The 21,749-nt window shown below is 66.7% G+C and carries 16 protein-coding genes and 4 pseudogenes; 10 read left to right on the top strand and 10 right to left on the bottom strand.

Features of this window, described 5'->3' with window-relative positions; all coding sequences use genetic code 11:
* The first annotated feature begins 102 nt into the window (after window positions 1-102).
* The 5 genes and pseudogenes from ACZK2V_RS02300 to hglS all read left to right on the top strand — a co-directional run bounded on the left by ACZK2V_RS02300 (window position 103) and on the right by hglS (window position 4,013).
* A complete protein-coding gene (locus ACZK2V_RS02300) occupies window positions 103-474 on the top strand; it encodes a hypothetical protein (RefSeq protein WP_032968343.1) in 372 nt (123 codons plus the stop codon).
* A gap of 232 nt (window positions 475-706) precedes the next feature.
* Window positions 707-1,117, top strand: coding sequence for an EF-hand domain-containing protein (locus ACZK2V_RS02305; RefSeq protein WP_004139214.1), 411 nt, complete (start codon window positions 707-709; stop codon window positions 1,115-1,117).
* Window positions 1,118-1,212: 95 nt separating this feature from the next.
* Window positions 1,213-1,965 carry an HAD family hydrolase gene (locus tag ACZK2V_RS02310; protein WP_049462172.1) on the top strand — a complete coding sequence of 251 codons (753 nt, stop codon included), beginning with the start codon at window positions 1,213-1,215 and terminating at the stop codon, window positions 1,963-1,965.
* A 31-nt stretch (window positions 1,966-1,996) separates the two neighbouring features.
* A pseudogene (locus tag ACZK2V_RS02315) lies at window positions 1,997-2,483 on the top strand (hypothetical protein).
* Between the two features lie 165 nt (window positions 2,484-2,648).
* A complete protein-coding gene (gene hglS / locus ACZK2V_RS02320) occupies window positions 2,649-4,013 on the top strand; it encodes a 2-oxoadipate dioxygenase/decarboxylase HglS (protein WP_049462170.1) in 1,365 nt (454 codons plus the stop codon).
* A gap of 72 nt (window positions 4,014-4,085) precedes the next feature.
* On the opposite strand, the gene ACZK2V_RS02325 is transcribed toward hglS, so the two are convergent.
* A complete protein-coding gene (locus ACZK2V_RS02325; protein ID WP_049462169.1) occupies window positions 4,086-5,600 on the bottom strand; it encodes a succinyl-CoA:acetate CoA-transferase ScpC in 1,515 nt (504 codons plus the stop codon).
* A 401-nt stretch (window positions 5,601-6,001) separates the two neighbouring features.
* On the opposite strand from ACZK2V_RS02325, the pseudogene glnE reads away from it, so the two are divergent.
* Window positions 6,002-8,796, top strand: a pseudogene (gene glnE, locus ACZK2V_RS02330) (bifunctional [glutamate--ammonia ligase]-adenylyl-L-tyrosine phosphorylase/[glutamate--ammonia-ligase] adenylyltransferase).
* 751 nt (window positions 8,797-9,547) lie between these two features.
* Here the strand turns inward: glnE and ACZK2V_RS02335 are convergent.
* The 6 genes and pseudogenes from ACZK2V_RS02335 to ACZK2V_RS02360 all read right to left on the bottom strand — a co-directional run bounded on the left by ACZK2V_RS02335 (window position 9,548) and on the right by ACZK2V_RS02360 (window position 13,474).
* Window positions 9,548-10,108, bottom strand: coding sequence for a queuosine precursor transporter (locus ACZK2V_RS02335; RefSeq protein WP_004139497.1), 561 nt, complete (start codon window positions 10,106-10,108; stop codon window positions 9,548-9,550).
* Between the two features lie 75 nt (window positions 10,109-10,183).
* Window positions 10,184-10,699 (bottom strand): hypothetical protein, encoded by a 516-nt coding sequence (locus tag ACZK2V_RS02340; RefSeq protein ID WP_004139500.1) that lies wholly within the window; start codon window positions 10,697-10,699, stop codon window positions 10,184-10,186.
* Window positions 10,700-10,731: 32 nt separating this feature from the next.
* Complete coding sequence (locus ACZK2V_RS02345) at window positions 10,732-11,235, bottom strand: hypothetical protein (RefSeq protein WP_049463238.1); 504 nt, start codon at window positions 11,233-11,235, stop codon at window positions 10,732-10,734.
* A gap of 19 nt (window positions 11,236-11,254) precedes the next feature.
* Window positions 11,255-12,104, bottom strand: a pseudogene (locus tag ACZK2V_RS02350) (DUF2145 domain-containing protein).
* 48 nt (window positions 12,105-12,152) lie between these two features.
* Window positions 12,153-12,380 carry a hypothetical protein gene (locus tag ACZK2V_RS02355; protein ID WP_004139505.1) on the bottom strand — a complete coding sequence of 76 codons (228 nt, stop codon included), beginning with the start codon at window positions 12,378-12,380 and terminating at the stop codon, window positions 12,153-12,155.
* A 128-nt stretch (window positions 12,381-12,508) separates the two neighbouring features.
* A complete protein-coding gene (locus ACZK2V_RS02360) occupies window positions 12,509-13,474 on the bottom strand; it encodes a mitochondrial fission ELM1 family protein (RefSeq protein WP_049463237.1) in 966 nt (321 codons plus the stop codon).
* Between the two features lie 120 nt (window positions 13,475-13,594).
* Here ACZK2V_RS02360 and ACZK2V_RS02365 point away from each other — a divergent pair, with 120 nt between their 5' ends.
* Together ACZK2V_RS02365 and ACZK2V_RS02370 are read left to right on the top strand one after the other, a co-directional pair.
* Window positions 13,595-14,185 (top strand): malonic semialdehyde reductase, encoded by a 591-nt coding sequence (locus ACZK2V_RS02365; protein WP_004139510.1) that lies wholly within the window; start codon window positions 13,595-13,597, stop codon window positions 14,183-14,185.
* Between the two features lie 86 nt (window positions 14,186-14,271).
* A complete protein-coding gene (locus ACZK2V_RS02370) occupies window positions 14,272-14,979 on the top strand; it encodes a YceI family protein (protein WP_080356579.1) in 708 nt (235 codons plus the stop codon).
* A gap of 556 nt (window positions 14,980-15,535) precedes the next feature.
* On the opposite strand, the gene ACZK2V_RS02375 is transcribed toward ACZK2V_RS02370, so the two are convergent.
* Window positions 15,536-15,937, bottom strand: a complete 402-nt coding sequence (locus tag ACZK2V_RS02375) for a hypothetical protein (RefSeq protein ID WP_049462943.1) — start codon at window positions 15,935-15,937, stop codon at window positions 15,536-15,538.
* 209 nt (window positions 15,938-16,146) lie between these two features.
* Here ACZK2V_RS02375 and ACZK2V_RS02380 point away from each other — a divergent pair, with 209 nt between their 5' ends.
* The gene (locus ACZK2V_RS02380; protein WP_049462942.1) at window positions 16,147-16,980 is read left to right on the top strand and encodes a hypothetical protein; all 834 of its coding nucleotides are present in this window, start codon (window positions 16,147-16,149) and stop codon (window positions 16,978-16,980) included.
* 94 nt (window positions 16,981-17,074) lie between these two features.
* Here ACZK2V_RS02380 and ACZK2V_RS02385 read toward each other — a convergent pair whose 3' ends face one another.
* A complete protein-coding gene (locus tag ACZK2V_RS02385) occupies window positions 17,075-17,872 on the bottom strand; it encodes a siderophore-interacting protein (RefSeq protein WP_049462941.1) in 798 nt (265 codons plus the stop codon).
* Window positions 17,873-17,930: 58 nt separating this feature from the next.
* Window positions 17,931-18,491 carry a PadR family transcriptional regulator gene (locus tag ACZK2V_RS02390; RefSeq protein ID WP_049399094.1) on the bottom strand — a complete coding sequence of 187 codons (561 nt, stop codon included), beginning with the start codon at window positions 18,489-18,491 and terminating at the stop codon, window positions 17,931-17,933.
* A gap of 567 nt (window positions 18,492-19,058) precedes the next feature.
* Between ACZK2V_RS02390 and aceE the strand changes: the two are divergent.
* Window positions 19,059-21,744: pseudogene (gene aceE, locus ACZK2V_RS02395) on the top strand (pyruvate dehydrogenase (acetyl-transferring), homodimeric type).
* Window positions 21,745-21,749: the final 5 nt, after the last annotated feature.

Below are 21,749 nucleotides of genomic sequence, written 5' to 3' on the forward strand. Positions count from 1 at the left end.
CGATGGGGATTCATCCACGCATGGCGTGGATCTACCGGGGCTAACGGATTGGGTCCGAGGCAGATCCCTTACACTGGCCGCCTCTTCATCCCTGCCCACCCGATGAACCTTCCCCTGCACTTCGGCCTGCTCGGTACCCTCGAAGCGGGCGCCATTGCCCTGCTGGTCGGGCTGCTGGTGTACTTCCTGTGGTCGCAGCTGTGCCGGCTCCTGCACTGGACGGTTGGCCACGCGATCGGCTGGTCCTGCGTCATCGCCGTGATCATCTCCGCCGGCATCGATGCCTGGAAGCTGTTCTACATGGGCATCGTGCGTCTGGAGTCGCCCCTGTATGCGCGCCTTTTCCTCGCCACCATCCACGATCCGAACGAACTCGGCAGCCGCGTGGTGCTGGAAATCGCCGGCGCGCTCGCCGGTGTTGCCCTCGGCTGGGTGGTGTTCAGTTCGCGGTCATCGGCTCAGAACGTCGACTGACGCAGGTTTTTTGTTCGCTGCCGGTTAAATCAGGCAGCGCTGAATGCGCAGCTTATGAGCCACTCACTTCGTGCTAACCACCGCGCTAAAGCATGCGCGTAGGCGAGTGGTTAATCGTGCGTGTTGACGCCGGTCGCGGGGCAAAATCGATTCAGAAACGCGGTGGCAGGGTAGGTGCCGTGCGGAGACAACACGCCGCGCAACACCACCCAATTGGTAGGAGACACCCCTGATGACTATTCGCAACCGCAAGCCCCTGATCGCCCTGATCGTCGCCGCCGGCAGCGTGCTGGCCATTCCGGCGATGGCCCAGTCGGCCAAGCAGCAGGCCGCGCAGGCACAGAACGAGGCCGCGCAGGCGCAGCAGTCGGCGGCACAGGCAGGGCAGGCGGCTGACCAGGCGACCAACGCGGCCGCAGCGGCTTCGGCACAGGCCAATGGCGGTGGCCAGACCTGGGCCAGCATCGATACCGATGGCAACGGCACCATCAGCAAGACCGAGGCGCAGGTGAACGCAGGCCTGGCCCAGGTGTTCGACCAGGCCGATACCAACAAGGACGGCGAGCTGAGCGCCGACGAGTACAAGGCCTACGTGGCCGCCCAGCAGGCCGGTGCAGGTGCCGGCGCGGCGCAGGGCCGCTGATCCACGCCTGATTCGGGAAGACCGGTGCATGGGGACCCGGGCGGCTGCGGCCGCCCGGGTTTTTATCGTCACCAGCACCCCTGTATCCTTGTGCGATGAACACCCCCACGCCTGCGCCGTCGCGCGCCATCGGCCTGGTCGGTTTTGACGGTGACGATACGCTGTGGAAGAGCGAGGACTACTACCGCAAGGCCGAGCAGGATTATCTTGACCTGCTGTCGCGCTACGTCGACGTGCATGACACGCAGACCGCGCGCCACCTGCTGGAAGTGCAGCAGCGCCACCTGGGCACCTTCGGTTACGGCGTGAAGAGCATGACGCTGTCGATGATCGAAGCGGCCATCGACATCACCGGCCAGCGCATCGAGGCCAAGGACATCCAGCGCATCCTGGACATCGGCCACGACACCCTGCGCCACCCGGTCGAGCTGATCGACGGCGTGCGTGAAGCAGTCGCTGCGATCGCCGAAGATTATCCAGTGGTGCTGATCACCAAGGGCGACCTGTTCCACCAGGAAGCGAAGATCAAGGTCGCCAACCTGGCCGAGCTGTTCCCGCGCATCGAGATCGTCTCCGAGAAGGACCCGGAGACCTACGCCCGCGTGCTGGCCGAATTCGACCTGCCGATGCAGCGCTTCGTGATGGTCGGCAACTCGCTGCGCTCGGACATCGAGCCGGTGGTGACCTTGGGTGGCTGGGGCGTGCATACCCCGTACGCGGTGACCTGGGCCCACGAGACCCAGCACGGCGTGGCCGACGACGAACCGCGCATGGTCACTGCCGATACCGCCCATGATTGGCCGGCCGCACTGGCCGCGATCGAGGCCAAGGCCTCGGCGGCGGCCTGACAGGACCCGGCGGCTGCGGCAGAATCGTGGCATGAACGTCCGACTGCGCGCTGTTGTTGTCCCTGCTGCTGGTGCCGGCCATCGTGCTGGCCCAGCAGACCGCCAAGCGTTCGGCGGCCTACACGGTGGAAACCGGTGACCGCTGGGTCGATGCCCAGCTGCAGGACATCAACCACTACGCCGAACGCTACCCCGACGCCTTCCTCGACGAAGTGTCGCGCTATGCCGAGGTGCCGCGCGGTTACATCAGCGCGCTGTTCACCACCCATGGCTGGCAGGCCGGGGATATCTACTTCGCCTGCTTCTGGGCCAAGGCCAGCGGCCAGACCTGTCGCGACAGCGTGCGCGCCTTCAGCCAGGACCCGGAGGGCGGCTGGGAGGCGGTGGTGAAGCGCATGCCGGCCAAGCCGGACAACCTGCATTACCGCGCCGTGCGCCATGCCATCGTGGCCAGCTACCAGCACTGGGACCGGCCGATCACCCTGGATGCCACCCTGAGGCGCCAGCTCAAGCGGTAGTGCCGGCCACTGGCCGGCAACTGCATCCTTCCAGGCATCCGGAGGTTGCCGGCCAGCGGCCGGCACTACCGATTTCCTTCATGTTGCTCTGCATATCGCCGCGGCCCCGCGCTCCGGCGACAATACGGGTTCGAGCTGTTCCCCGTTCCCGTAATCGAGTGACTGATGAGCGCCTCTTTCGTTTCGCCTGATATGATCCGCCGCCTGTTCGCGCAGGCCATGTCCCGCATGTACCGCACCGAAGTGCCGCTGTACGGCACGCTGGTGGAACTGGTGGAGCGGATCAACGCGCAGGTGCTTGACCAGGACCCTGCGCTGGCCGCACAGCTGCAGCGCAACGACGAGCGTGCGCGCCTGGATGAAGAGCGCCACGGCGCGATCCGCGTTGGTACCGTGCAGGAACTGGCCACGCTGCGCCGCCTGTTCGCGGTGATGGGCATGTACCCGGTCGGCTACTACGACCTGTCGGTGGCCGGCGTGCCGGTGCACTCCACCGCGTTCCGCCCGCTCACCGGCGCCGCGCTGGCGCAGAACCCGTTCCGCGTGTTCACCTCGCTGCTGCGCCTGGAGCTGATCGAAGACGAAGCGCTGCGTGCCGAATCGGCAAAGATCCTTGCACGTCGCCGCATCTTCACCGAGGGCGCGCTGGCGCTGATCGAGCAGGCCGAGCGTGACGGCGGGCTCTCGCAGGCCGATGCCGAGCGCTTCGTCGAGGAAGCACTGGAAACCTTCCGCTGGCATGGCGATGCCACGGTCGACCTGCCGACCTACCACGCGCTGCACAACGCGCATCGCCTGGTGGCCGACGTGGTCAGCTTCCGTGGCCCGCACATCAACCATCTGACCCCGCGTACGCTGGATATCGACGCGGCGCAGGCGGCGATGATCGAGCATGGCATGGCCGCCAAGGCGGTGATCGAAGGTCCGCCGCGCCGTGCCTGCCCGATCCTGTTGCGGCAGACCAGCTTCAAGGCACTGGAAGAAGCCGTGCATTTCCCGGACAGCGAGGGTGGCGATGCCGGCACCCACACCGCGCGCTTCGGCGAGATCGAACAGCGGGGCCTTGCGCTTACCCCGAAGGGCCGCGCGCTGTACGACCAGCTGCTGTCGCAGGCCCGCGATGCCGGTGGCGAAGGCAGCACCGGCGGCGACTACGGCCAGCGCCTGCAGGCGGTGTTCGCCAGCTTCCCGGATGACCATGACACGCTGCGCCAGGAAGGACTGGGCTATTACCGCTACCAGCTGACCGACGCTGGCCGCGCCGCGCCGGAGCGCGTGGCCGATCTGCCCGCCGAAGTGCTGGTGGCCGCCGGCCTGGCCACGGCCGACCCGATCGTCTATGAGGATTTCCTGCCGGTCAGTGCGGCGGGCATCTTCCAGTCGAACCTGGGCGGCGAAGAACAGCGTGCGTATGCCGCACACGCCAACCGCGAGGCCTTCGAGCAGGCGCTGGGCGTGGCGGTGAATGACGAGTTCGAGATCTACGAGCGGCTGCAGGCTGAGTCGCTGGCGGCGCTGCGCACCGCGTGAAGGTAGAGCCGGCCGCTGGCCGGCTGTTCTGGGGAGCCGGCCAGCGGCCGGCTCTACCAGAGTCTCCGGATCTCAGCTCTTCATCGTGCCGGTATCCAGCCAACGCTGGTGCCACGACAACGCTTCCGGCAGCAGATGCGGGGTGTGCTTGCCGTAGCTCTCGCGGCTGGCACGGTCGAAGTAGTCCTGCAGCTGCGGGCGGAAATCCGGGTGCGCGCAGTTGTCGATCAGCACCTGCGCACGCTTGCGCGGGGTCAGGCCACGCAGGTCGGCCAGGCCCTGTTCGGTGACGATCACCGACACGTCGTGTTCGGTGTGGTCCACGTGGCTGGCCATCGGCACGATCGCCGAGATGGTGCCGTTCTTCGCGGTGGACGGGCTCAGGAACGCCGACAGGAAACCGTTGCGGGCAAAGTCACCGGAACCGCCGATGCCGTTCATGATCCGCGTGCCCATCACGTGCGTCGAATTGACGTTGCCGTAGATGTCCACCTCGATCATGCCGTTCATGCCGATGCAGCCGAGGCGGCGCACCAGTTCCGGATGGTTGGAGATCTCCTGCGTGCGCATGATGATGCGCTCGCGGTAGAAATCGATGTTCTCCTTGAACGTCTCGTTGGCCTGCGGGCTCAGCGCGAAGCCGGTGCACGAGGCATAGCTCAGCACGCCGTCACGCAGCAGGTCGAGCATGCCGTCCTGGATCACTTCGGTGAACGCGGCCAGGTCGCGGAAGCCGCTCTTGGCCAGGCCGGCCAGCACCGCGTTCGGAATATTGCCCACGCCCGACTGCAGCGGCAGCAGGTTCGGCGGCAGGCGGCCCTTCTTCACTTCGTGCTGCAGGAACTCGATCAGGTGCGAAGCGATCTGCTCGCTGGTCGCATCGATCGGGCTGAACGGGCTGTTGCGGTCCGGGCCGTTGGTGCGCACCACGGCCACGATCTTGTCCGGGTCGCAGCGCAGCGCGGTGTCGCCGATGCGGTCGTTGGCGTTCACCAGCGGAATCGGCTTGCGGTGCGGCGGCAGCGCGGTGCCGTAGTAGATGTCATGCATGCCGTCGACGCCGGCCGGCTGCCATTCGTTGACCTCGACGATCACCTTCTTGGCCAGGTCCAGCCAGGTCTTGTTGTTGCCGACCGAGGTGGAGGGCACCAGCGAACCGTCTTCGCGGATGGCCGAGACTTCGATCACGGCGGTATCGATCTCGCCATAGAAACCGAACCACACGTGCTGGGCCACGTGGCTGAGGTGGATGTCGATGTAATCCAGCTTGCCCTCGTTGATGCGGTTGCGCGCATCCGGGTCGCTCTGGAACGGCATGCGCATGGCGATGCCATCGGCCTTGGCCAGCGCGCCATCGAGTTCCGGCGCTGTGGAGGCGCCAGTCATCAGGCTGATCTGGAAGGGCTGGCCCTGGGCATGCACCGCTTCGATGCGGCGGGCCAGTTCGACGGGAACGGCCTTGGGATACCCGGAGCCGGTAAAGCCGCTCATGGCCACGGTTTCACCGGGCTGGATCAGCGCGGCTGCGGCCTCTGCGGAGACCACGCGGTCACGAAGACGCGCGTTGGCGATGCGATCAACAGACATGACGACACGTGTTGCTTGGGGGAATTCCGATTATCGGCCATCCTCATCCGTACGGGGGGTTCTACCTTCGTGGAATGGCTTTTCCCGCAGGGGTCACCCAAACCCGCCGGTTTTGTTTTGCAGTGCAGCGTGCAAAGTGCTTTCGCAGCCCGCACGATGGACCTGCATCCCGACGTGGGGGAGGGAGCAGAGCCCGCTGGCAGTTCGCTGCAAGCGGGCTTTTTTATTGCCTGTCGTCCAGTATGAATACGCGGTCTCCATTATCGGTAGTGCCGGCCGCTGGCCGGCAACCCCAGTAACCTTCGGCAGGATCATCGGATCTGCCGGCCAGCGGCCGGCACTACCGGGTCATCGGATTCGCTGGGCAGCGGCCGGCGTTAACGGGTCGATACAATCAGCCCATGACCCTCGCCCCCGCTGACGTGCCCGCCTCCCTGCAGCCTCTTGTCGACCGCGCTCTGGCGCGCCTGGCCCAGGTCCTGCCCGAGCACATCCCGGCCAACCTGCTGCCGCTGCTGACCCGGCTGGCGGTGGCCAGCGACTTCGCGCTGGACACCCTGGTGCGGCAACCGGCCTTGCTGGCACAGCTGGCCGCGCCCGGCTGCCCGCCGATCCCAGCGCCGGTGCTCGATCCGCTGCAGCCCAGCGACTGGCCGGCGCAGATCCGGCGCTGGCGTACCGCGATGTCCACACGGCTGATCTGGCGTGACCTGACCGGTCTGGACGACGTGGCGCAGACTCTGGCCGGTGCCACCGCTTTGGCCGAAGACTGCCTGCGGCTGGCGCTGGACGCCCTGCAGCAGGAATTCGCCCAGCGTCACGGCGTCATCGCCGATGAACACGGCATCCCGCAGCAGCTGGTGGTGTTCGGCCTTGGCAAGCTGGGCGGTGGCGAGCTCAACTTCAGTTCCGATGTGGATCTGGTCTACGCCTATCCGCAGGGAGGTGAATCCGATGGACCGCGTCCGTTGGCGGCGGAAGAATATTTCGCCCGTCTCGGCCAGCGCCTGGCCAAGCTGCTGGATGAAACCACCGTCGATGGCTTCAGCCACCGCGTCGACCTGCGCCTGCGTCCGTTCGGCAGCGCCGGCCGCGTTGCACTCTCGTTCGCGGGGATGGACCAGTATTTCCAGCGCGAGGGCCGTGATTGGGAGCGCTATGCCTGGCTGAAGGGCGCGCGGTGGCCGGCGATATCGAGGCCGGTGAGGCGTGGCTGCAGACCCTGCGCCCGTTCGTGTACCGCCGCTACCTGGATTTCACCGCGCTAGACGGCCTGCGCGAAATGAAGGCGGCCATCACCGCTGAAGTCGCACGCCGCGAACTGCACGACGACATCAAGCGCGGTGCCGGTGGCATCCGCGAGATCGAATTCCTGTGCCAGGCGCTGCAGCTGATCCGCGGTGGTCGCGAACCGGCATTGCGCGAGCGTCGGCTGCTGGTGGCGCTGGACGCACTGGTGGCCGCCGGGCAGATCGCGCCCGAGGATGGCAGCGCGCTGCGCGAGGCGTACCTGTTCCTGCGGCGCCTGGAGAACCGCCTGCAGATGCTGCGTGACGCGCAGACCCATGTGTTGCCCAGTGATGCGCTCGACCGCGAACGCATCGCCGTGGGTCTGGGCTATCCGGATTGGGAGGTGCTGCGCGCGGCGCTGGCCGAACAGCAGCAGCGCGTCAGTACTGAATTCGCCGCGCTGCTGGCACCGCGCAAGGGCCAGGCCGCGCCCGATGCACTGGCCAACTACTGGCGCAGCCTGCCCGAAGGCAGCAACGCACCGCTGCTGGCCGAAGCCGGTTTCCTCGATGCCAACGGCGCCGACCAGTCGCTACGCGATTTCGCCCAGGGCACCGGCGTGAAGTCGTTGTCCGATGCCGCGCGTGCGCGGCTGGATCGCGTGCTGCCCGCGCTGCTGCATGCGGCCACGCGTTCGCCGCAGCCGGATGCCGCGCTCAAGCGCGTGCTCGGCCTGTTGCAGGCGGTGCTGCGCCGGACCAGCTATCTCGCCTTGCTGGACGAACAGCCCAGCGCACTGGCGCGGTTGGTGGACGTGCTGGCGCGCAGCGCGCTGCTGGCCGAGCGGTTGGCGGCGTATCCGCTGCTGCTGGACGAACTGCTGGACGTGCGCGTATCCGGGCCGATGCCGGATGCGGCTGGCATGCTGGCCGAGTGCCAGCAGGTGCTGCCGGTGGAAGATCCGGAATCCGCGCTGCGCTGGCTCAATGAAACGCGGCTGGCACTGAGTTTCCGCATGGCGATGGCCACGCTGGATGGCCGCCAGGGTGCGGTGGACAGCACGCGGCAACTGGCCGAGCTGGCGCAGGCCGTGGTGGTCACCGTGTTGGCGATGGCCGAAGCGGACATGCATGCCGCACACGGCGAGATTCCCGGCGGGCGTTTCGCGATCATCGGCTATGGCAGCCTCGGTGGGCTTGAACTGGGCTTCGGTTCCGATCTGGACCTGGTGTTCCTGCACGACAACCCGGCCGGGGTGGATGCCAGCAATGGCGCGCGTCCGCTGGAGCCGGGGCGCTGGTATGCACGCCTGGCGCAGAAGGTGATGGCGCTGCTCGGTGCGGTGACCGCCGCCGGGCGCCTGTACGACATCGACGTGCGCCTGCGCCCGGATGGTGGCAAGGGTTCGCTGGTGTCTTCGTTGGCCAGTTACACCGAATACCAGCGCGAACGTGCGTGGACCTGGGAGCACCAGGCGCTGGTGCGCGCGCGTGGCGTGGCCGGCGATGCCAGCCTGTTGGCCGACTTCGAGCAGGTGCGTGCGCAGACGCTTGGGCGTGAGCGCGACACGGGTGTGCTGTACGCGGACGTGCTGAAGATGCGCGGCCGCATGCGCACCGAACTGGACCGCAGCGATGCCGCGCGACTGGACCTGAAGCAGGGTGCTGGCGGCGTGGTGGACCTGGAGTTCCTGCTGCAGACCGGTGTGCTGGCGCGCAGTGCGCAGCATGCGGCGCTGCTGCAGCCGCGCGATACGCCGTCGTTGATCGATGCGTTGGCCGTTGCCGGTTTCCTGCCGGAAGACACGGCGCAGGCATTGCATGGAGCACATGCCACGCTGCTGGACGTGGGCCTGGCCTGCACGCTGGATCGGCGCCCGCGGTTGGCGCCGACCACGCCCGCGATTGAAGAGGCATGTGCCGCGATTACCGCCGCGTGCATCGCCGCGGAGCTGCCGTTCGCCTGAGTGGGTGCAAATGCTGCAACAACTTTGGGTGGGTACCGACCGTTGGTCGGCACAATCTGTCGGCAGCGATGAGTTCTGCTGGGCGTGCCGACCAACGGTCGGCACCCACCGGATCATTGGCCGGCGATGACCCGCTGTTGGTAGATGCCAACCTTGGTTGGCATGAATGCAAAGCGCCAACCAAGGTTGGCAGCTACCAGATCAATGGCTCGGCGATGGTCGCCGTTGGTAGGTGCCGACCGTTGGTCGGCACAATCTGTCGGCAACGATGAGTTCTGCAGGGCGTGCCGACCAACGGTCGGCACCCACCGGATCAATGGCCGGCGATGACCTGCTGTTGGTAGCTGCCAACCTTGGTTGGCATGAATGCAAAGCGCCAACCAAGGTTGGCAGCTACCCAATCAATGGCTCGGCGATGGTCGCTGTTGGTAGGTGCCGACCGTTGGTCGGCACAATCTGTCGGCAGCGATGGGTTCTGCAGGGCGTGCCGACCAACGGTCGGCACCCACCGGATCATTGGCCGGCGATGACCCGCTGTTGGTAGATGCCAACCTTGGTTGGCATGAATGCAAAGCGCCAACCAAGGTTGGCGACTACCGGATCAATGGCCCGGCGATGACCCGCCGGATCAATGATCTGAGCGTTGGCCTGCTGTTGGTAGGTGCCAACCTTGGTTGGCACAATCCGTCAGCGTTCATGACCCCGGCAACAGCGTGCCAACCAAGGTTGGCACCTACCAGAGCAACGGCGGTCAGCTGGTGGTGCGCAGCGGCGCCATCTTCCACAACAGTGCGCGGAACGGGGCCAGCAGGCAGACGCCGATCGCCAGCTTCACCGCCAGGTCGCCGGCAGCCCAGCTCACCCACGGCAGGGTCGAACCGGCAAACGCGATCGACCAGAAAATGGTGGTATCCACCGTCGCGCTGCAGGTGGTGGCCACCATCGGTGCGCGCCACCAGCTGCCACGCCGCAGGCGGTCGAACACGGTGATGTCCAGCAGCTGGGCCACGATGAAGGCCGAGCACGAGGCAATGGCGATGCGCGGGGTGGCCACCCAGATCGAAAGCAGCACCGCCACCGCGAAACCGATCCACGCCACGCGCCGGGCCGGGCCCGGGCCGAAGCGGCGGTTGATCAGGTTGCTGACCAGGAACGCGACCGGGTAACTGAAAGCACCCCAGGTCAGCCAATCGTTGATCGGGTACTGCACCAGTACGTTGGACAGCAGCACCACCGCGCCCATGGCCAGCACCGCCAGCACCAGGGCGCGGGCGGTCAACGGGGCAAACACAGGGGCAGGACGCACGGACATGGCGAGCCAGGGGGACAAAGGGGATCGCCCATTATCCGCCCGGCCCGCGGCAATGCCAAAACCGGCCGTTCAGCTTTACAGCGTTTCGCTCATCACATCGCCGGCGGCATAGGCGGTCGGCACATAGGCCAGCGCCTGGCCCTGCGCGCTCTTCACGGTCCAGCCGGCACCCGCGTCGGTCGGGTCGAAGCGCACCTGCTGGCCGACGACGAAACCGGCAATCGGGTCATCACCTGCAGCCGCCGGCCATTGCAGCGTTGCGGTCTGGTCGGCCTTGCCGGGCACCTGCAGGTGCACCTGGCGATCACCGGCTGGCGTGGTGGCGACCTGCTTCACTTCCATCGGTGGCAGCGGCACCGCCGGCGTGCGTGCGGCGACCTTGCCGTTGCGCTCGCTGGCCTTGAACGGGGCCTTGGACAGTTCGGCCAGTCCCATCGACGTGGCCAACGGAATCGACAGCACGATCAGCGACGTGACCAGCACGCTGGTCTGGCCGCTGTTCAACTGCGGCGCGGCGCCGGCATGGACGGTGGGCACCACCAGCGCCGAAAGCAGCAGGGCAGTGGCGGGAACGCGCAGGCAACGGAACATGGAGACCTCCTGGTCAGGGTGGGGACGGCGGCTCAGCGCCGGGTATCGAAGATGTCGCGCGGGCCGGTGGCCTCGGGCAGGTATTCCAGCGGGCGGCCCTGGTTGTCCTTCAGCTGCCAGCCCTGGTCGGCGCCGGTCGGTTCGAAGTTCACGGTCTGGCCCACGGTGAACTGCACGGCGGGATCGCCGATGCCGCGCGGGTACTGCATCGATGCGGTGTTCTGCGGATCGTTGGCATCGCGCAGCAGCACTTCGCGGCGGCCATCCACGGTGGTGGCGATCGCGCTCACCTGCATCTGCGGCAGCTTGATCTGCTGCGGGCGGGCCAGCGGCTGGCCAGCGTCGGCGGCATCCTGGGCTTCCTTCGCCGCCGCCGCGCGGGCCGACGTCACCATCTGCGTGGACATCTCCAGGCTCGGTCCCTGCGGGCCCGGGTCGTGGATGATCACGATGCGGCGCTCTGCATGAGCGGCCGTGGACCAGGCCAGGCTTGCGGCGATCAGCATCGGCATCAGGACGGCGGGCAGGGTACGCATGTCGTTCTCCTTGCTGGATTCAGGGCGTGGCGGCGGCAGCACCGGCTACCGGCACGTGAGGGATCACCAGTTCCTGCTGCAGCTGGCTGCGCTGGTGCAGGAAATCGAACACCGATTCCACCGTCACCACCGAATAGTTGCCGGAGATGCGTTCGCCGGCCGGATGGTCAGTGGTGGTGGCGTTGGCCACGAACAGGCGCGCACCCACGCGCTTGCCGAGGCCGATATGCAGCACGCTGGGCTGGTACTTCTGCTGGCGCAGCCACTGCTGTGCCTGTTCGCGCTTGACGATGGCCGGCGCGCCTTCGGTCTGCGCCATCGCCGCGGCCAGCACTTCCAGCACCCACTGGTTGGAGTTCTGGTAGTCGGTGGCAAACGGGTAGGCAACCACGTTGTATTTGGTTTCGTGCAGCGCCTTCGGCTGGATCGACGGCGACACCAGCATCGCTTTCAACGCGGCACGCAGCGGCGCCGAGGGCACGCCGATGCGCAGGTCGGTATGGCCGCCGCTCTCGCCGACGAAGTTGCCCAGCCCTTCGAGGTACAGCTGCGAGCTGTCGGTCTTGCAGCGGTTGAGCAGGTGAACTGCGCGCCAGCGGCCATTGTCCTCACGCACCAGGAAGGCCAGGTGGCTGTGGCGCAGGCCGTAGCGGCTCAGGTCCTGGCCACCGCGCGGCTACCACCACGTCCACATCGGGCAGCGCGTCCAGGCGCTCAGCGGTGGTCCAGGCCACGTCCAGCATCGCCGCCTGCGCGGCCACGCTCGGGTAGCGCTCGCGGCATTCGGTGCTGTTGGCCCAGGCCGGTGCGGTCGCCAGCAGGCTGGTGATCAGCAGCGCGGCGCGCGGCAGGTGGGAGAAACGATCCATGTCGATACCTTCAACGGCGGGCAGGCCCGCGCGCCGATCATACGCTGCTCAGCGCAGGGGACGATCCACGCCCTTGCGCTGGAGCTCCTTGTCGCAGGCATCGCTGATCGGGGCCACCGGCAGCGGTGGGCGCTGGCCCTTCGGATCGCGCAGCGCCGGTTGTTCGCGGTACGCGTCCAACTGCTGCTGGCATTGATACGAAATCGGATCCAGCTCGGTGGGCGTGGTGGAGCAGGCAGCGAGCAGGGCCAGGGGCAGCAGGAGCAAGGTACGCATGAAGACGTTCAGAGTGATGGGGGAAGCTGGACTCTAACCGCGGTACCGGATCGAAATGTTCAGAAAACGCTGGGCACCCGGCATTACCGTGATGCCAGGTGCCCAGGATTGCCGGCCAGCGGCCGGCACTACCCCGCTGCCAGGCGCTGTTTCACTTCTGCCGCCACCCGCGCGGTCTCGCGCAGCGGCTCGATACGGTCGTACTGCCAGTCCAGCCAGTGCGCCTGCAATCGCCCGCGCTCGCGCAGCTGCTGCTGGAAGCGCGCCAAGCGGCCCTGCGCAGTCTCGGCCAGCGCCACCATCACCGGCATGCGCGTGGCGCAGGCCTCAGAGAGCAGGTTCACCGAATCGGGCGAGACCACCACGCGGTTGGCCCAGCCGAGCAGGCCGCCATAGGGATTGGTGCCGTCGCCACCATCGCCCCAGATCACGTGCGGCAGGTCGGAGAATTTCGCGCGCAGGATCTCGGCCAATGCCGGTGGCGTGCGCCGCGAAGTCGTGGCCAGCAGGCTGCCGCCCTCAGCGCGGATCTGATCGGCCAGCGCCTGGAACACGCCCACCATCGCGGTCTCGTCCCAGGGTGCCAGCGGCGTCGGCCCGCCCACCAGCAGCGCGGTGCGCGGGCCAGGCAGGGTACTGAAGCCAGCGAACGCGGCGCGGCCCCAGGCCAGCCAGTCGTCATCCACCGGGTTGAGGCTGCCGAGCAGGGTCAGCACGTTGCTGCCACGCAGGGCATCGTGTTCGGGCACCACCACCATGTCCCAGTGGCGGGCATTGATGCGCGGGTCGAGGATCTGCACCACCTGGCTGCCACGTGCGCGCAGCACGCGCAGTGCGCCGGCGGCCTGACGGCCACAGCCGATCGCCAGCGGCGGTGCGTCCGCGGCCAGCGTCGCGAATGCCTCGCCATAGCCGTTCACATCACCGGGCAGCCGCCGCGGCGACAGCCAGCGCCAGGGTGCGCGGGGCTGCAGGACCAGCGGCCGATGGGTGCCCTGGCGCAGCGCAGAGGCCAGCGCGACCGCCTGGCGGACATTGCCCGCACGGCCGTCCGTGACCGTCCAGGGCGCGCTCGATCGTTTCACCTGTGGCATTAATTCGTTTCAGCCCTGCTGGGTGTTGCAACAGTCGCGACACTCTACACTGCGGCTCGTCGTTTCGCCCCGCGCCGCCCGCGGGCACTGACTTCCCTTAGCCGCCCTGGAGATCCACCGATGTCCCACGCGCTCGACGCTGCTGCCCTCGACCAGCTGTTCCGTACTGCCCGCACCCAGAACGCTTTCCTCGACAAGCCGGTCCCGGCCAGCCTGCTGCAGGAACTGTATGACCTGGTGAAGTGGGGCCCGACCGCCGCCAACACCACGCCGGCCCGTTTCGTCTTCGTCACCTCGAAGGAAGCCAAGGCCAAGCTGGCCCCGGCCCTGTCCGAAGGCAACCACGACAAGACCATGGCCGCCCCGGTCACCGTCATCATCGGCTTCGACCTGGACTTCCACGAGAAGCTGCCGTACCTGTTCCCGCACACCGATGCCAAGGCCTGGTTCGACGGCCCGCAGGAAGGCCGCCACGAAGCCGCCATCCGCAACGGCAGCCTGCAGGGCGCCTACCTGATCCTGGCCGCACGCGCGCTGGGCCTGGATGCCGGCCCGATGTCGGGCTTCGATGCAGCCAAGGTGGATGAAGCCTTCTTCGCCGGCACCTCCATCAAGTCGAATTTCCTGGTCAACCTGGGTTACGGTGACTCGGCGGGCCTGTTCCCGCGTCTGCCGCGCCTGTCGTTCGACGAAGCGGCGCGCATCGCGTAAGTCGCTGTATCGGTTTCGGGCCTGCCGTCCCGTGGCAGGCTCTTGCTGCACCGTGTACCCACCCTACGATCCGGAGAGTTCCTCAGATGAGCGCCACCCGTAAACTGCTGCTGCCGCTGGCCCTGACCCTGGCCATCGCCGCCTGCTCCAAGCCGGCCGACACCGCTGCCCCGGCTGCTGACGCTGCCGCCCCGGCCACCACCGAACAGGCCGCCACCCCGGCTGCCGATGCCGCTGCCGCCGCGCCGGCCGCCGAAGCGATCCAGATCGCCTCGGGCACCTACAAGCTGGACCCGACCCACACCGACGTGCTGGCCCAGTGGAGCCACTTTGGCTTCTCCAACCCCAGCGCGCACTTCGGCAACGTCGAAGGCACCCTGGTGTACGACGCCGCCGACGTGACCAAGTCCACCGTGGAAGTGAAGCTGCCGCTGAGCGGCCTGAACAGCTTCACCGCCAAGTTCGACGAGCACCTGAAGAGCGCCGACTTCTTCGACGCCTCCAAGTTCGCCGATGCCACCTTCAAGAGCACCAAGGTGGAAGCCGCTGGCACCAACAAGCTGACCGTCACCGGTGACCTGACCATCAAGGGCATCACCAAGCCGGTCACCCTGGACGTGACCGTCAACGGCGGCGGCGAGCATCCGATGGCCAAGGTTCCGGCCGCCGGCTTCGATGCCACCACCACCCTGAAGCGCAGCGATTTCGGCGTCGGCGCGTATGCCCCGAACGTCAGCGATGAAGTGAAGATCCGCATCACCACCGAAGCCACCGGCGAAAAGCCGGCCGCTTGATGCACCCCGCTCACTCGTCGTGAGAAGGCAGAAGGCCCGCTGAAAAGCGGGCCTTCTTTTTTGGGCGTGGGGGACGCCTTGGTTGGCCACTACCGGTTCATGCAGGGTCGGAGAGTGCTTTGGTAGGTGCCAACCTTGGTTGGCGCACGAGCACTTCGCGGGCCAACCAAGGTTGGCCACTACCGGTTCGTGCAGGGCCGGAGAGTGCTTTGGTAGGTGCCAACCTTGGTTGGCACACGAGCATTTCGCAGGCCAACCAAGGTTGGCCACTACCGGTTCATGCAGGGCCGGAGAGTGCTTTGGTAGATGCCAACCTTGGTTGGCGCACGAGCACTTCGCGGGCCAACCAAGGTTGGCCACTACCGGTTCATGCAGGGCCGGAGAGTGCTTTGGTAGGTGCCAACCTTGGTTGGCGCACGAGCACTTCGCGGGCCAACCAAGGTTGGCCACTACCGGTTCATGCAGGGCCGGAGAGTGCTTTGGTAGGTGCCAACCTTGGTTGGCACACGAGCATTTCGCAGGCCAACCAAGGTTGGCCACTACCGGGTACGCGCGTTCAGCGCAGCGCGCCCAACCATGCCACGCACGCTTCGCTCGGGCTTTGCTTGGCCTTCACCGCCAGCCCGCTCACCCGAACGAAGGTCTGCGCTGCCTGCGCCACCACCTGGCGTGCGATCAGCGCGGCCTGCTTGGTCGCGGCCTGCTGCTTGCGCAGCTGCACGATGTTGATCGAAGGCCGGCCCACCGGCGCGTACTTCTGGTCGCGGCGCAGCACATCGGCCACCTGCGCCACTTCGAATTCGGCCTGCAGGTAGCGGTGTTGTGCTTCCACCAGCTCACGCAGCGGTACGCGCAGGGCAGCGGTGTCGGCGAAGGCGGCCAGTGCCGCGTCGCAGGCGGCGTCATCGGCGAAGCGGGTACGCAGCGCATCCACGCTGGCCAGGGTCAGTTTGGCCATGTGGCCCTCGTTGCTGCAGGAAAGGAGCGCGATTGTCGCATTGCTTGGCGGGTCGTGCCGGCCGCTGGCCGGCAATTGCATGGGAGTGTGCGGACCAACGGTCCGCACCCACCAGTCGATGGCGGTCCGCACCCACCGGAGGCGGAGAGCAGCCGAGCATGGGCTCGGCTCTACAATGGCCCGCTGTACCACCCACGGAAGGAAGATCCATGCAGGACGCGCAGTACTGGTTGAACGAATTCTGGACGGGCCTGAGCGTGCTCGATCTGCTGGGCGGCAGCGTGCTCGGTACGCTGCTTGGCCTGGTGCTGGGCATCTTTGCCTGGCGCTGGCTGCACCGCCGGGGTTGGTTGCAGCGGCGCAAGCGCTGGCATCACTGGCTGCTGGCCAGCTACGTGGTGCTGCTGCCACTGGCCACCGCCTTCTTCGGCCTGCAGCTGGGCTTTACTGCTGGCGCGCACCGCGCGCTGTTCAAGCAGCTCGATCATTTCCAGCCGCACCTGCAGACCCTGGTGGAAGGCTGGAGCGAAGGCTTCACCGATTCGCTGGACGACCCGCGCATGCGCGAGGCATTGCGCAGCCAGGGCACGGTGGGGGATGTGGCCGATACCATCGCTTCGGCCTACCTCAGCGAACATCCGTTGCCCGGTCTTGATCGTCTTGGCAACGGCCCGTTGGCGCGCGGCACCGGTTGGGTGATCGGCAAAGTGCGCGAAGGCCTGCTGCGCGGCATGGTGGAAGACACGCTGGTGGACAAGGCCGGCACGATTGGGCTGGAACCCAAGGTGGTACGCGAGGTACTGACCATGCACGTTGATGAGCTGCTGCACACCCGTGGCGTGCTGCGGCTGGTGAAAGCGCAGATCAACGGCATGATGCCCGGTGTGTACTTCGGGCTGCTGTTGCCGTTGCTGATCATCGCGCTGCTGGTGGCGCTGGAGATCTGGGCCGCGCAGCGGTTCGGGTGGAAGCGGCAGGTGGCATCCAACGTGGTAGTGCCGGCCGCTGGCCGGCAACTGCAGGTTCCTGCCGAAGGTTCATGAGGTTGCCGGCCAGCGGCCGGCACTACCTGTTGCAGGGCGTGCGGACCAACGGTCCGCACCCACCAAGCAGGGGCCGCACCCACCGGCTGCCCGGTCAATCGCCGTCGGTTTCGTCCGGGTGGGCCTTCCAGTAGCCGGTGGAACGGATCCAGTCGCGCGGCACGCCCAGGTGGCCTTCGATGAACTTGCGCATCATCCGGGCGCGGCGCGATTCGGTGGCGATCCAGTAGAAGACATCGCCGTCCGGTGCCTCGAAGTCGGTCAGCATGTCTTCCAGCAGCGTGCTGCTGGCCGCGGCGAAGCCATTGCGCTCCAGCCAGTGGATACGCACGTTCTCGTACTGCGGCAGGTCCTGGCGTTCGGCTTCATCGCTCACTTCGATGAAGGCCTGCACCTCGGCATCCTCCGGCAGCACGTCCAGCCAGCGGGCGATGGCCGGCAGCGCGGTTTCATCGCCGATCAGCACATAGGCGTCGTAGCTGTCGGCCACCACGAACGAGCCGCGCGGGCCGCCGATCACCAGCGTGTCGCCAGCCTTGGCCTGCTCGGCCCACGGCCCGGCAATGCCCTGGTCGTGCAGCACGAAGTCGATGGCCAGCTCGCCGGTTTCGTGGTCCCACCAGCGCGGCGTGTAGTCGCGGGCCGGTGAGGGCTCCTTGCCGGCCGGATAGCTGCGGCCTTCGGCAGTGACCACCGGCAGCACCATCTCGCCGCTGGCATTGGGGAAGAACAGCTTGATGTGGTCGTCGGCGCCGGGCGAATCGAAACCGGCCAGCTCGGCGCCGCCCAGCACGATGCGGCGCATGTGCGGGGTGACCTCTTCGGTGCGCAGCACGGTCAGTTCACGGAAGCGCACATCCAGGCGCAGGCGCGTGTTGTTGTGTTCGGTCATGGGGTTACCTGTAAAGGTGTCGCGCGGGGCGCGCGGCGTAGGGGCGACCTGGCTGGATTCAGTCTGGCTGGGTCGTAGAAAAGGATTGGCTCTCGCTACCGGCCGTACCGTTGAGCAGCGCGGACGCCCGCGTCAGCAGCGCCGCTACTTCTTCTGCCTCGCCCTCGGCCCAGCGGCCGTGGTGATGCACCAGCGCCCGCTTGAACTCGCGCAGGGCGCCGGCCAGCGGCGGCGGCAGCGAGGCCTTGGTGATCTCGCGGGCACGGTCGAAGGCACGTCGCTGCGCCAGGCGCACCTGGGTGCGCTGCACCTTCAGCTCGAACTCGCCGGCGGTGGTGATGCGGAAGATCCGCTTGCCGTCCACTTCCTCGGCCTCGATCCAGCCGGCCTGCTCGAAGCTGGCCAGCAGCGGGTACATGGTGCCGGCGCTGGGCGTGTAGGCCTGCATGAACTGGTTGCTGATCAGCTGCATCAGCTCGTAGCCGTGGCGCGGCTGCTCGCCGATCAGGGCCAGCACCAGCAGGCGCAGGTCGCCGCGGCTGAGCACCCGCGGCTGGCCGTTGCGGCGTGGCACTTCCGGATTGGTGGAACGGGCTCTGGGAGAAGCGGTACGGCTCATTTCGATATATCGGTAAACGAGTGTGCAAACGATATATCGATATATCGAAGACGACAATCATCGATCCGGCCACAAGCAGGTCAGTTTTGGGCCACGGCCGGCCCCGCGCACAGCAAAAGGGGCGCCCCTTGCGAGGCGCCCCGGAAACACTGTGGAAGGGAGTGAGGCAGGGCCAGACGGCGGACCGAAGCGGGCGAGGCCAACACTCGAGGCCTACCCTGAGGGCAGGGCGGGGGGCGATCCAGAGGCAGGTGCGACACGTTGTCGTCCGTTCAGCGCCAGCACGCGGAGCCGATACAGGTGGGCATGGCGCTGCCCTACAACCGTCATCGGCAGCGGTAACACTGCGTCCTGCACATGGGCGCAGCGGCCCGCAAGCGACAGCCCGCGCAGCCAACAAGGCCCGCCGCAGGGCCTTCAGCGGGCCCGGCAAGCCCCTTGCGGACACTGGCCGGTTGCATCCATACGCCTGCGTAGCCAAGTGACGAAAGCCCTTGGTGCGCTACACTTTGCGGTCTAGAAATCTATACAACAGTCGCGCGCGTGCGTGCGGTTATGGGAGCGCTAATGAACTGGTTGAACGAGGTGCTGAACAACGACCCGAATCCTGTGGAAACCCAGGAGTGGATCGAGTCGTTGAAGGCCGTTATTGATGTCGAGGGCTCCGAGCGCGCATCAGCTGCTGGAAGGCATGGTGGAACTGACCCGTCGTTCGGGCGCCTACCTGCCGTTCTCTCCCACCACCGAGTACGTCAACACCATCGAGCCGCAGCTCGAGGCCAAGAGCCCGGGCAATGCCGAGCTGGAATGGCGCATCCGTTCGATCATCCGCTGGAACGCGATGGCCACCGTGGTCCGCGCCAACCGCAAGCCGGGTGACCTGGGCGGCCACATCGCCTCGTTCGCCTCCGGCGCCACCCTGTACGACGTGGGCTTCAACCACTTCTGGCGCGCCCCGAGCGAAAACCACCCGGGCGACCTGCTGTTCATCCAGGGCCACAGCGCCCCGGGCATCTACGCGCGTTCCTTCCTGGAAGGCCGCATCAGCGAAGAGCAGCTGGACAAGTTCCGCATGGAAGTGGACGGCGGTGGCCTGTCCTCCTACCCGCACCCGTGGCTGATGCCGGAATACTGGCAGACCCCGACCGTGTCGATGGGCCTGGGCCCGCTGGCCGCCATCTACCAGGCGCAGTTCATGCGCTACCTGGAAAACCGTGGCCTGATCGAGAAGTCCGACCGCAAGGTGTGGTGCTTCATCGGCGACGGCGAGAGCGACGAGCCGGAAACCCTGGGTGCCATCGCCCTGGCCGGCCGTGAAGGCCTGGACAACCTGATCTTCGTGGTGAACTGCAACCTGCAGCGCCTGGACGGCCCGGTGCGCGGCAACGGCAAGATCATCCAGGAACTGGAAGGCGTGTTCCGTGGCGGCGGCTGGAACGTGATCAAGCTGCTGTGGGGCGGTTACTGGGATGCCCTGCTGGCCAAGGACAGCGACGGCGTCCTGAAGAAGCTGATGATGGAAACCGTCGACGGCGAATACCAGAACTGCAAGGCCTTCGGCGGCGCATATACCCGCGAGCATTTCTTCGGCAAGTACCCGGAAACCGCTGCGATGGTCGCCGGCCTGTCCGACGACGACATCTGGCGCCTGAACCGTGGTGGCCACGACCCGCACAAGGTGTACGCCGCCTACCACCAGGCCGTGAACACCAAAGGCATGCCGACCGTCATCCTGGCCAAGACCGTGAAGGGCTACGGCATGGGCAGCGCCGGTGAGGCACTGAACCCGACCCACCAGACCAAGAAGCTGGACGACGAAGCGGTGCGCCACTTCCGCGACCGCTTCAACATTCCGGTGACCGACGCGCAGCTGGCCGACGGCCAGGTGCCGTTCTACCACCCGGGCCCGGATTCGCCGGAAGTGCAGTACCTGCAGGAACGCCGTGCCGCACTGGGCGGTTACCTGCCGCAGCGCCGCCGCAAGGCCGACAAGACCTTCGTGGCACCGAAGCTGGAAGCCTACGAGCGCCTGCTGAAGAGCAGCGGCGAGCGCAGCTACTCCACCACCATGGCCTTCGTGCAGAGCCTGAACATCACCTTGCGTGACAAGGAACTGGGCCCGCACATCGTGCCGATCGTGGCCGACGAAGCCCGTACCTTCGGTATGGAAGGCCTGTTCCGCCAGATCGGCATCTACGCGCCGTTCGGCCAGAAGTACAAGCCGGTGGACGCGGACCAGCTGATGTTCTACCGCGAAGACCAGAGCGGCCAGGTGCTGCAGCAGGGCATCAGCGAGCCGGGTGCGATCAGCTCGTGGATGGCCGCCGGTACCAGCTACTCGGTCAGCAACGTGCCGATGCTGCCGTTCTACATCTACTACTCGATGTTCGGCTTCCAGCGCGTGGGCGACATCGCCTGGCAGGCGGCGGACATGCGTACCCGCGGCTTCCTGCTGGGAGGCACCGCTGGCCGCACTACGCTGAACGGTGAAGGCCTGCAGCACGAAGATGGCTTCAGCCATCTGGTGGCCGGTGGCATCCCGAACGTGCGCAGCTACGACCCGACCTTCGGCTTCGAAGTGACCGTGGTTCTGCAGCACGGCACCAAGCGCATGATGGAAGACCAGGTGGACGAGTATTACTACGTCACCCTGATGAACGAGAACTACACCCACCCGGAAATGCCGGAAGGCGCGGCCGAAGGCATCGTCAAGGGCATGTACCTGCTGACCGACGCCGGCAAGCCGAAGAAGGGCGAGCTGCGCGTGCAGCTGCTGGGCTCGGGCACCATCCTGCGCGAAGCCATTGCTGCCGCCGAGCTGCTGGACAAGGACTTCGGCGTGACCGCCGATATCTGGAGCTGCCCGAGCTTCAACGAACTGCGTCGCGATGGTTTCGACGTGGAGCGTGCCAACCGCCTGCATCCGGAAGGTGAGCAGCGCAAGGCCTACGTGACCGAGCTGCTGGAAGGCCGCCAGGGCCCGGCGATTGCCGCCACCGACTACGTGCGTGCGTATGCGGACCAGATCCGCGCGTTCGTGCCGATGTCGTACACCGTGCTGGGTACCGATGGGTTTGGTCGTTCGGATACCCGTGCGAACCTGCGCCGGTTCTTTGAAGTGGACCGGTACTACATCGCCCATGCCGCGATTGCGGCGCTGGCGAAGGAAGGGAAGATGACCGCGAAGGATGTGGCCCGGGCGATCAAGCAGTACAAGATTGATCCGGAGAAGGCTAATCCTGTTGGGGTTTGAAGCCG

The sequence above is a fragment of the Stenotrophomonas sp. 93052_Sma genome, from assembly GCF_056481145.1.

Excerpts from the sequence above, each read along its gene's own strand:
- ACZK2V_RS02345 (WP_049463238.1), bottom strand. The coding sequence starts at position 11,235 with ATGCGTACCCTGCCCGCCGTCCTGATGCCGATGCTGATCGCCGCAAGC.
- ACZK2V_RS02360 (WP_049463237.1), bottom strand. The coding sequence starts at position 13,474 with ATGCCACAGGTGAAACGATCGAGCGCGCCCTGGACGGTCACGGACGGC.
- ACZK2V_RS02335 (WP_004139497.1), bottom strand. The coding sequence starts at position 10,108 with ATGTCCGTGCGTCCTGCCCCTGTGTTTGCCCCGTTGACCGCCCGCGCC.
- ACZK2V_RS02385 (WP_049462941.1), bottom strand. The coding sequence starts at position 17,872 with ATGACCGAACACAACAACACGCGCCTGCGCCTGGATGTGCGCTTCCGT.
- hglS (WP_049462170.1), top strand. The coding sequence starts at position 2,649 with ATGAGCGCCTCTTTCGTTTCGCCTGATATGATCCGCCGCCTGTTCGCG.
- ACZK2V_RS02305 (WP_004139214.1), top strand. The coding sequence starts at position 707 with ATGACTATTCGCAACCGCAAGCCCCTGATCGCCCTGATCGTCGCCGCC.
- ACZK2V_RS02300 (WP_032968343.1), top strand. The coding sequence starts at position 103 with ATGAACCTTCCCCTGCACTTCGGCCTGCTCGGTACCCTCGAAGCGGGC.
- ACZK2V_RS02310 (WP_049462172.1), top strand. The coding sequence starts at position 1,213 with ATGAACACCCCCACGCCTGCGCCGTCGCGCGCCATCGGCCTGGTCGGT.
- ACZK2V_RS02390 (WP_049399094.1), bottom strand. The coding sequence starts at position 18,491 with ATGAGCCGTACCGCTTCTCCCAGAGCCCGTTCCACCAATCCGGAAGTG.
- ACZK2V_RS02325 (WP_049462169.1), bottom strand. The coding sequence starts at position 5,600 with ATGTCTGTTGATCGCATCGCCAACGCGCGTCTTCGTGACCGCGTGGTC.
- ACZK2V_RS02355 (WP_004139505.1), bottom strand. The coding sequence starts at position 12,380 with ATGCGTACCTTGCTCCTGCTGCCCCTGGCCCTGCTCGCTGCCTGCTCC.
- ACZK2V_RS02340 (WP_004139500.1), bottom strand. The coding sequence starts at position 10,699 with ATGTTCCGTTGCCTGCGCGTTCCCGCCACTGCCCTGCTGCTTTCGGCG.
- ACZK2V_RS02375 (WP_049462943.1), bottom strand. The coding sequence starts at position 15,937 with ATGGCCAAACTGACCCTGGCCAGCGTGGATGCGCTGCGTACCCGCTTC.
- ACZK2V_RS02380 (WP_049462942.1), top strand. The coding sequence starts at position 16,147 with ATGCAGGACGCGCAGTACTGGTTGAACGAATTCTGGACGGGCCTGAGC.
- ACZK2V_RS02365 (WP_004139510.1), top strand. The coding sequence starts at position 13,595 with ATGTCCCACGCGCTCGACGCTGCTGCCCTCGACCAGCTGTTCCGTACT.
- ACZK2V_RS02370 (WP_080356579.1), top strand. The coding sequence starts at position 14,272 with ATGAGCGCCACCCGTAAACTGCTGCTGCCGCTGGCCCTGACCCTGGCC.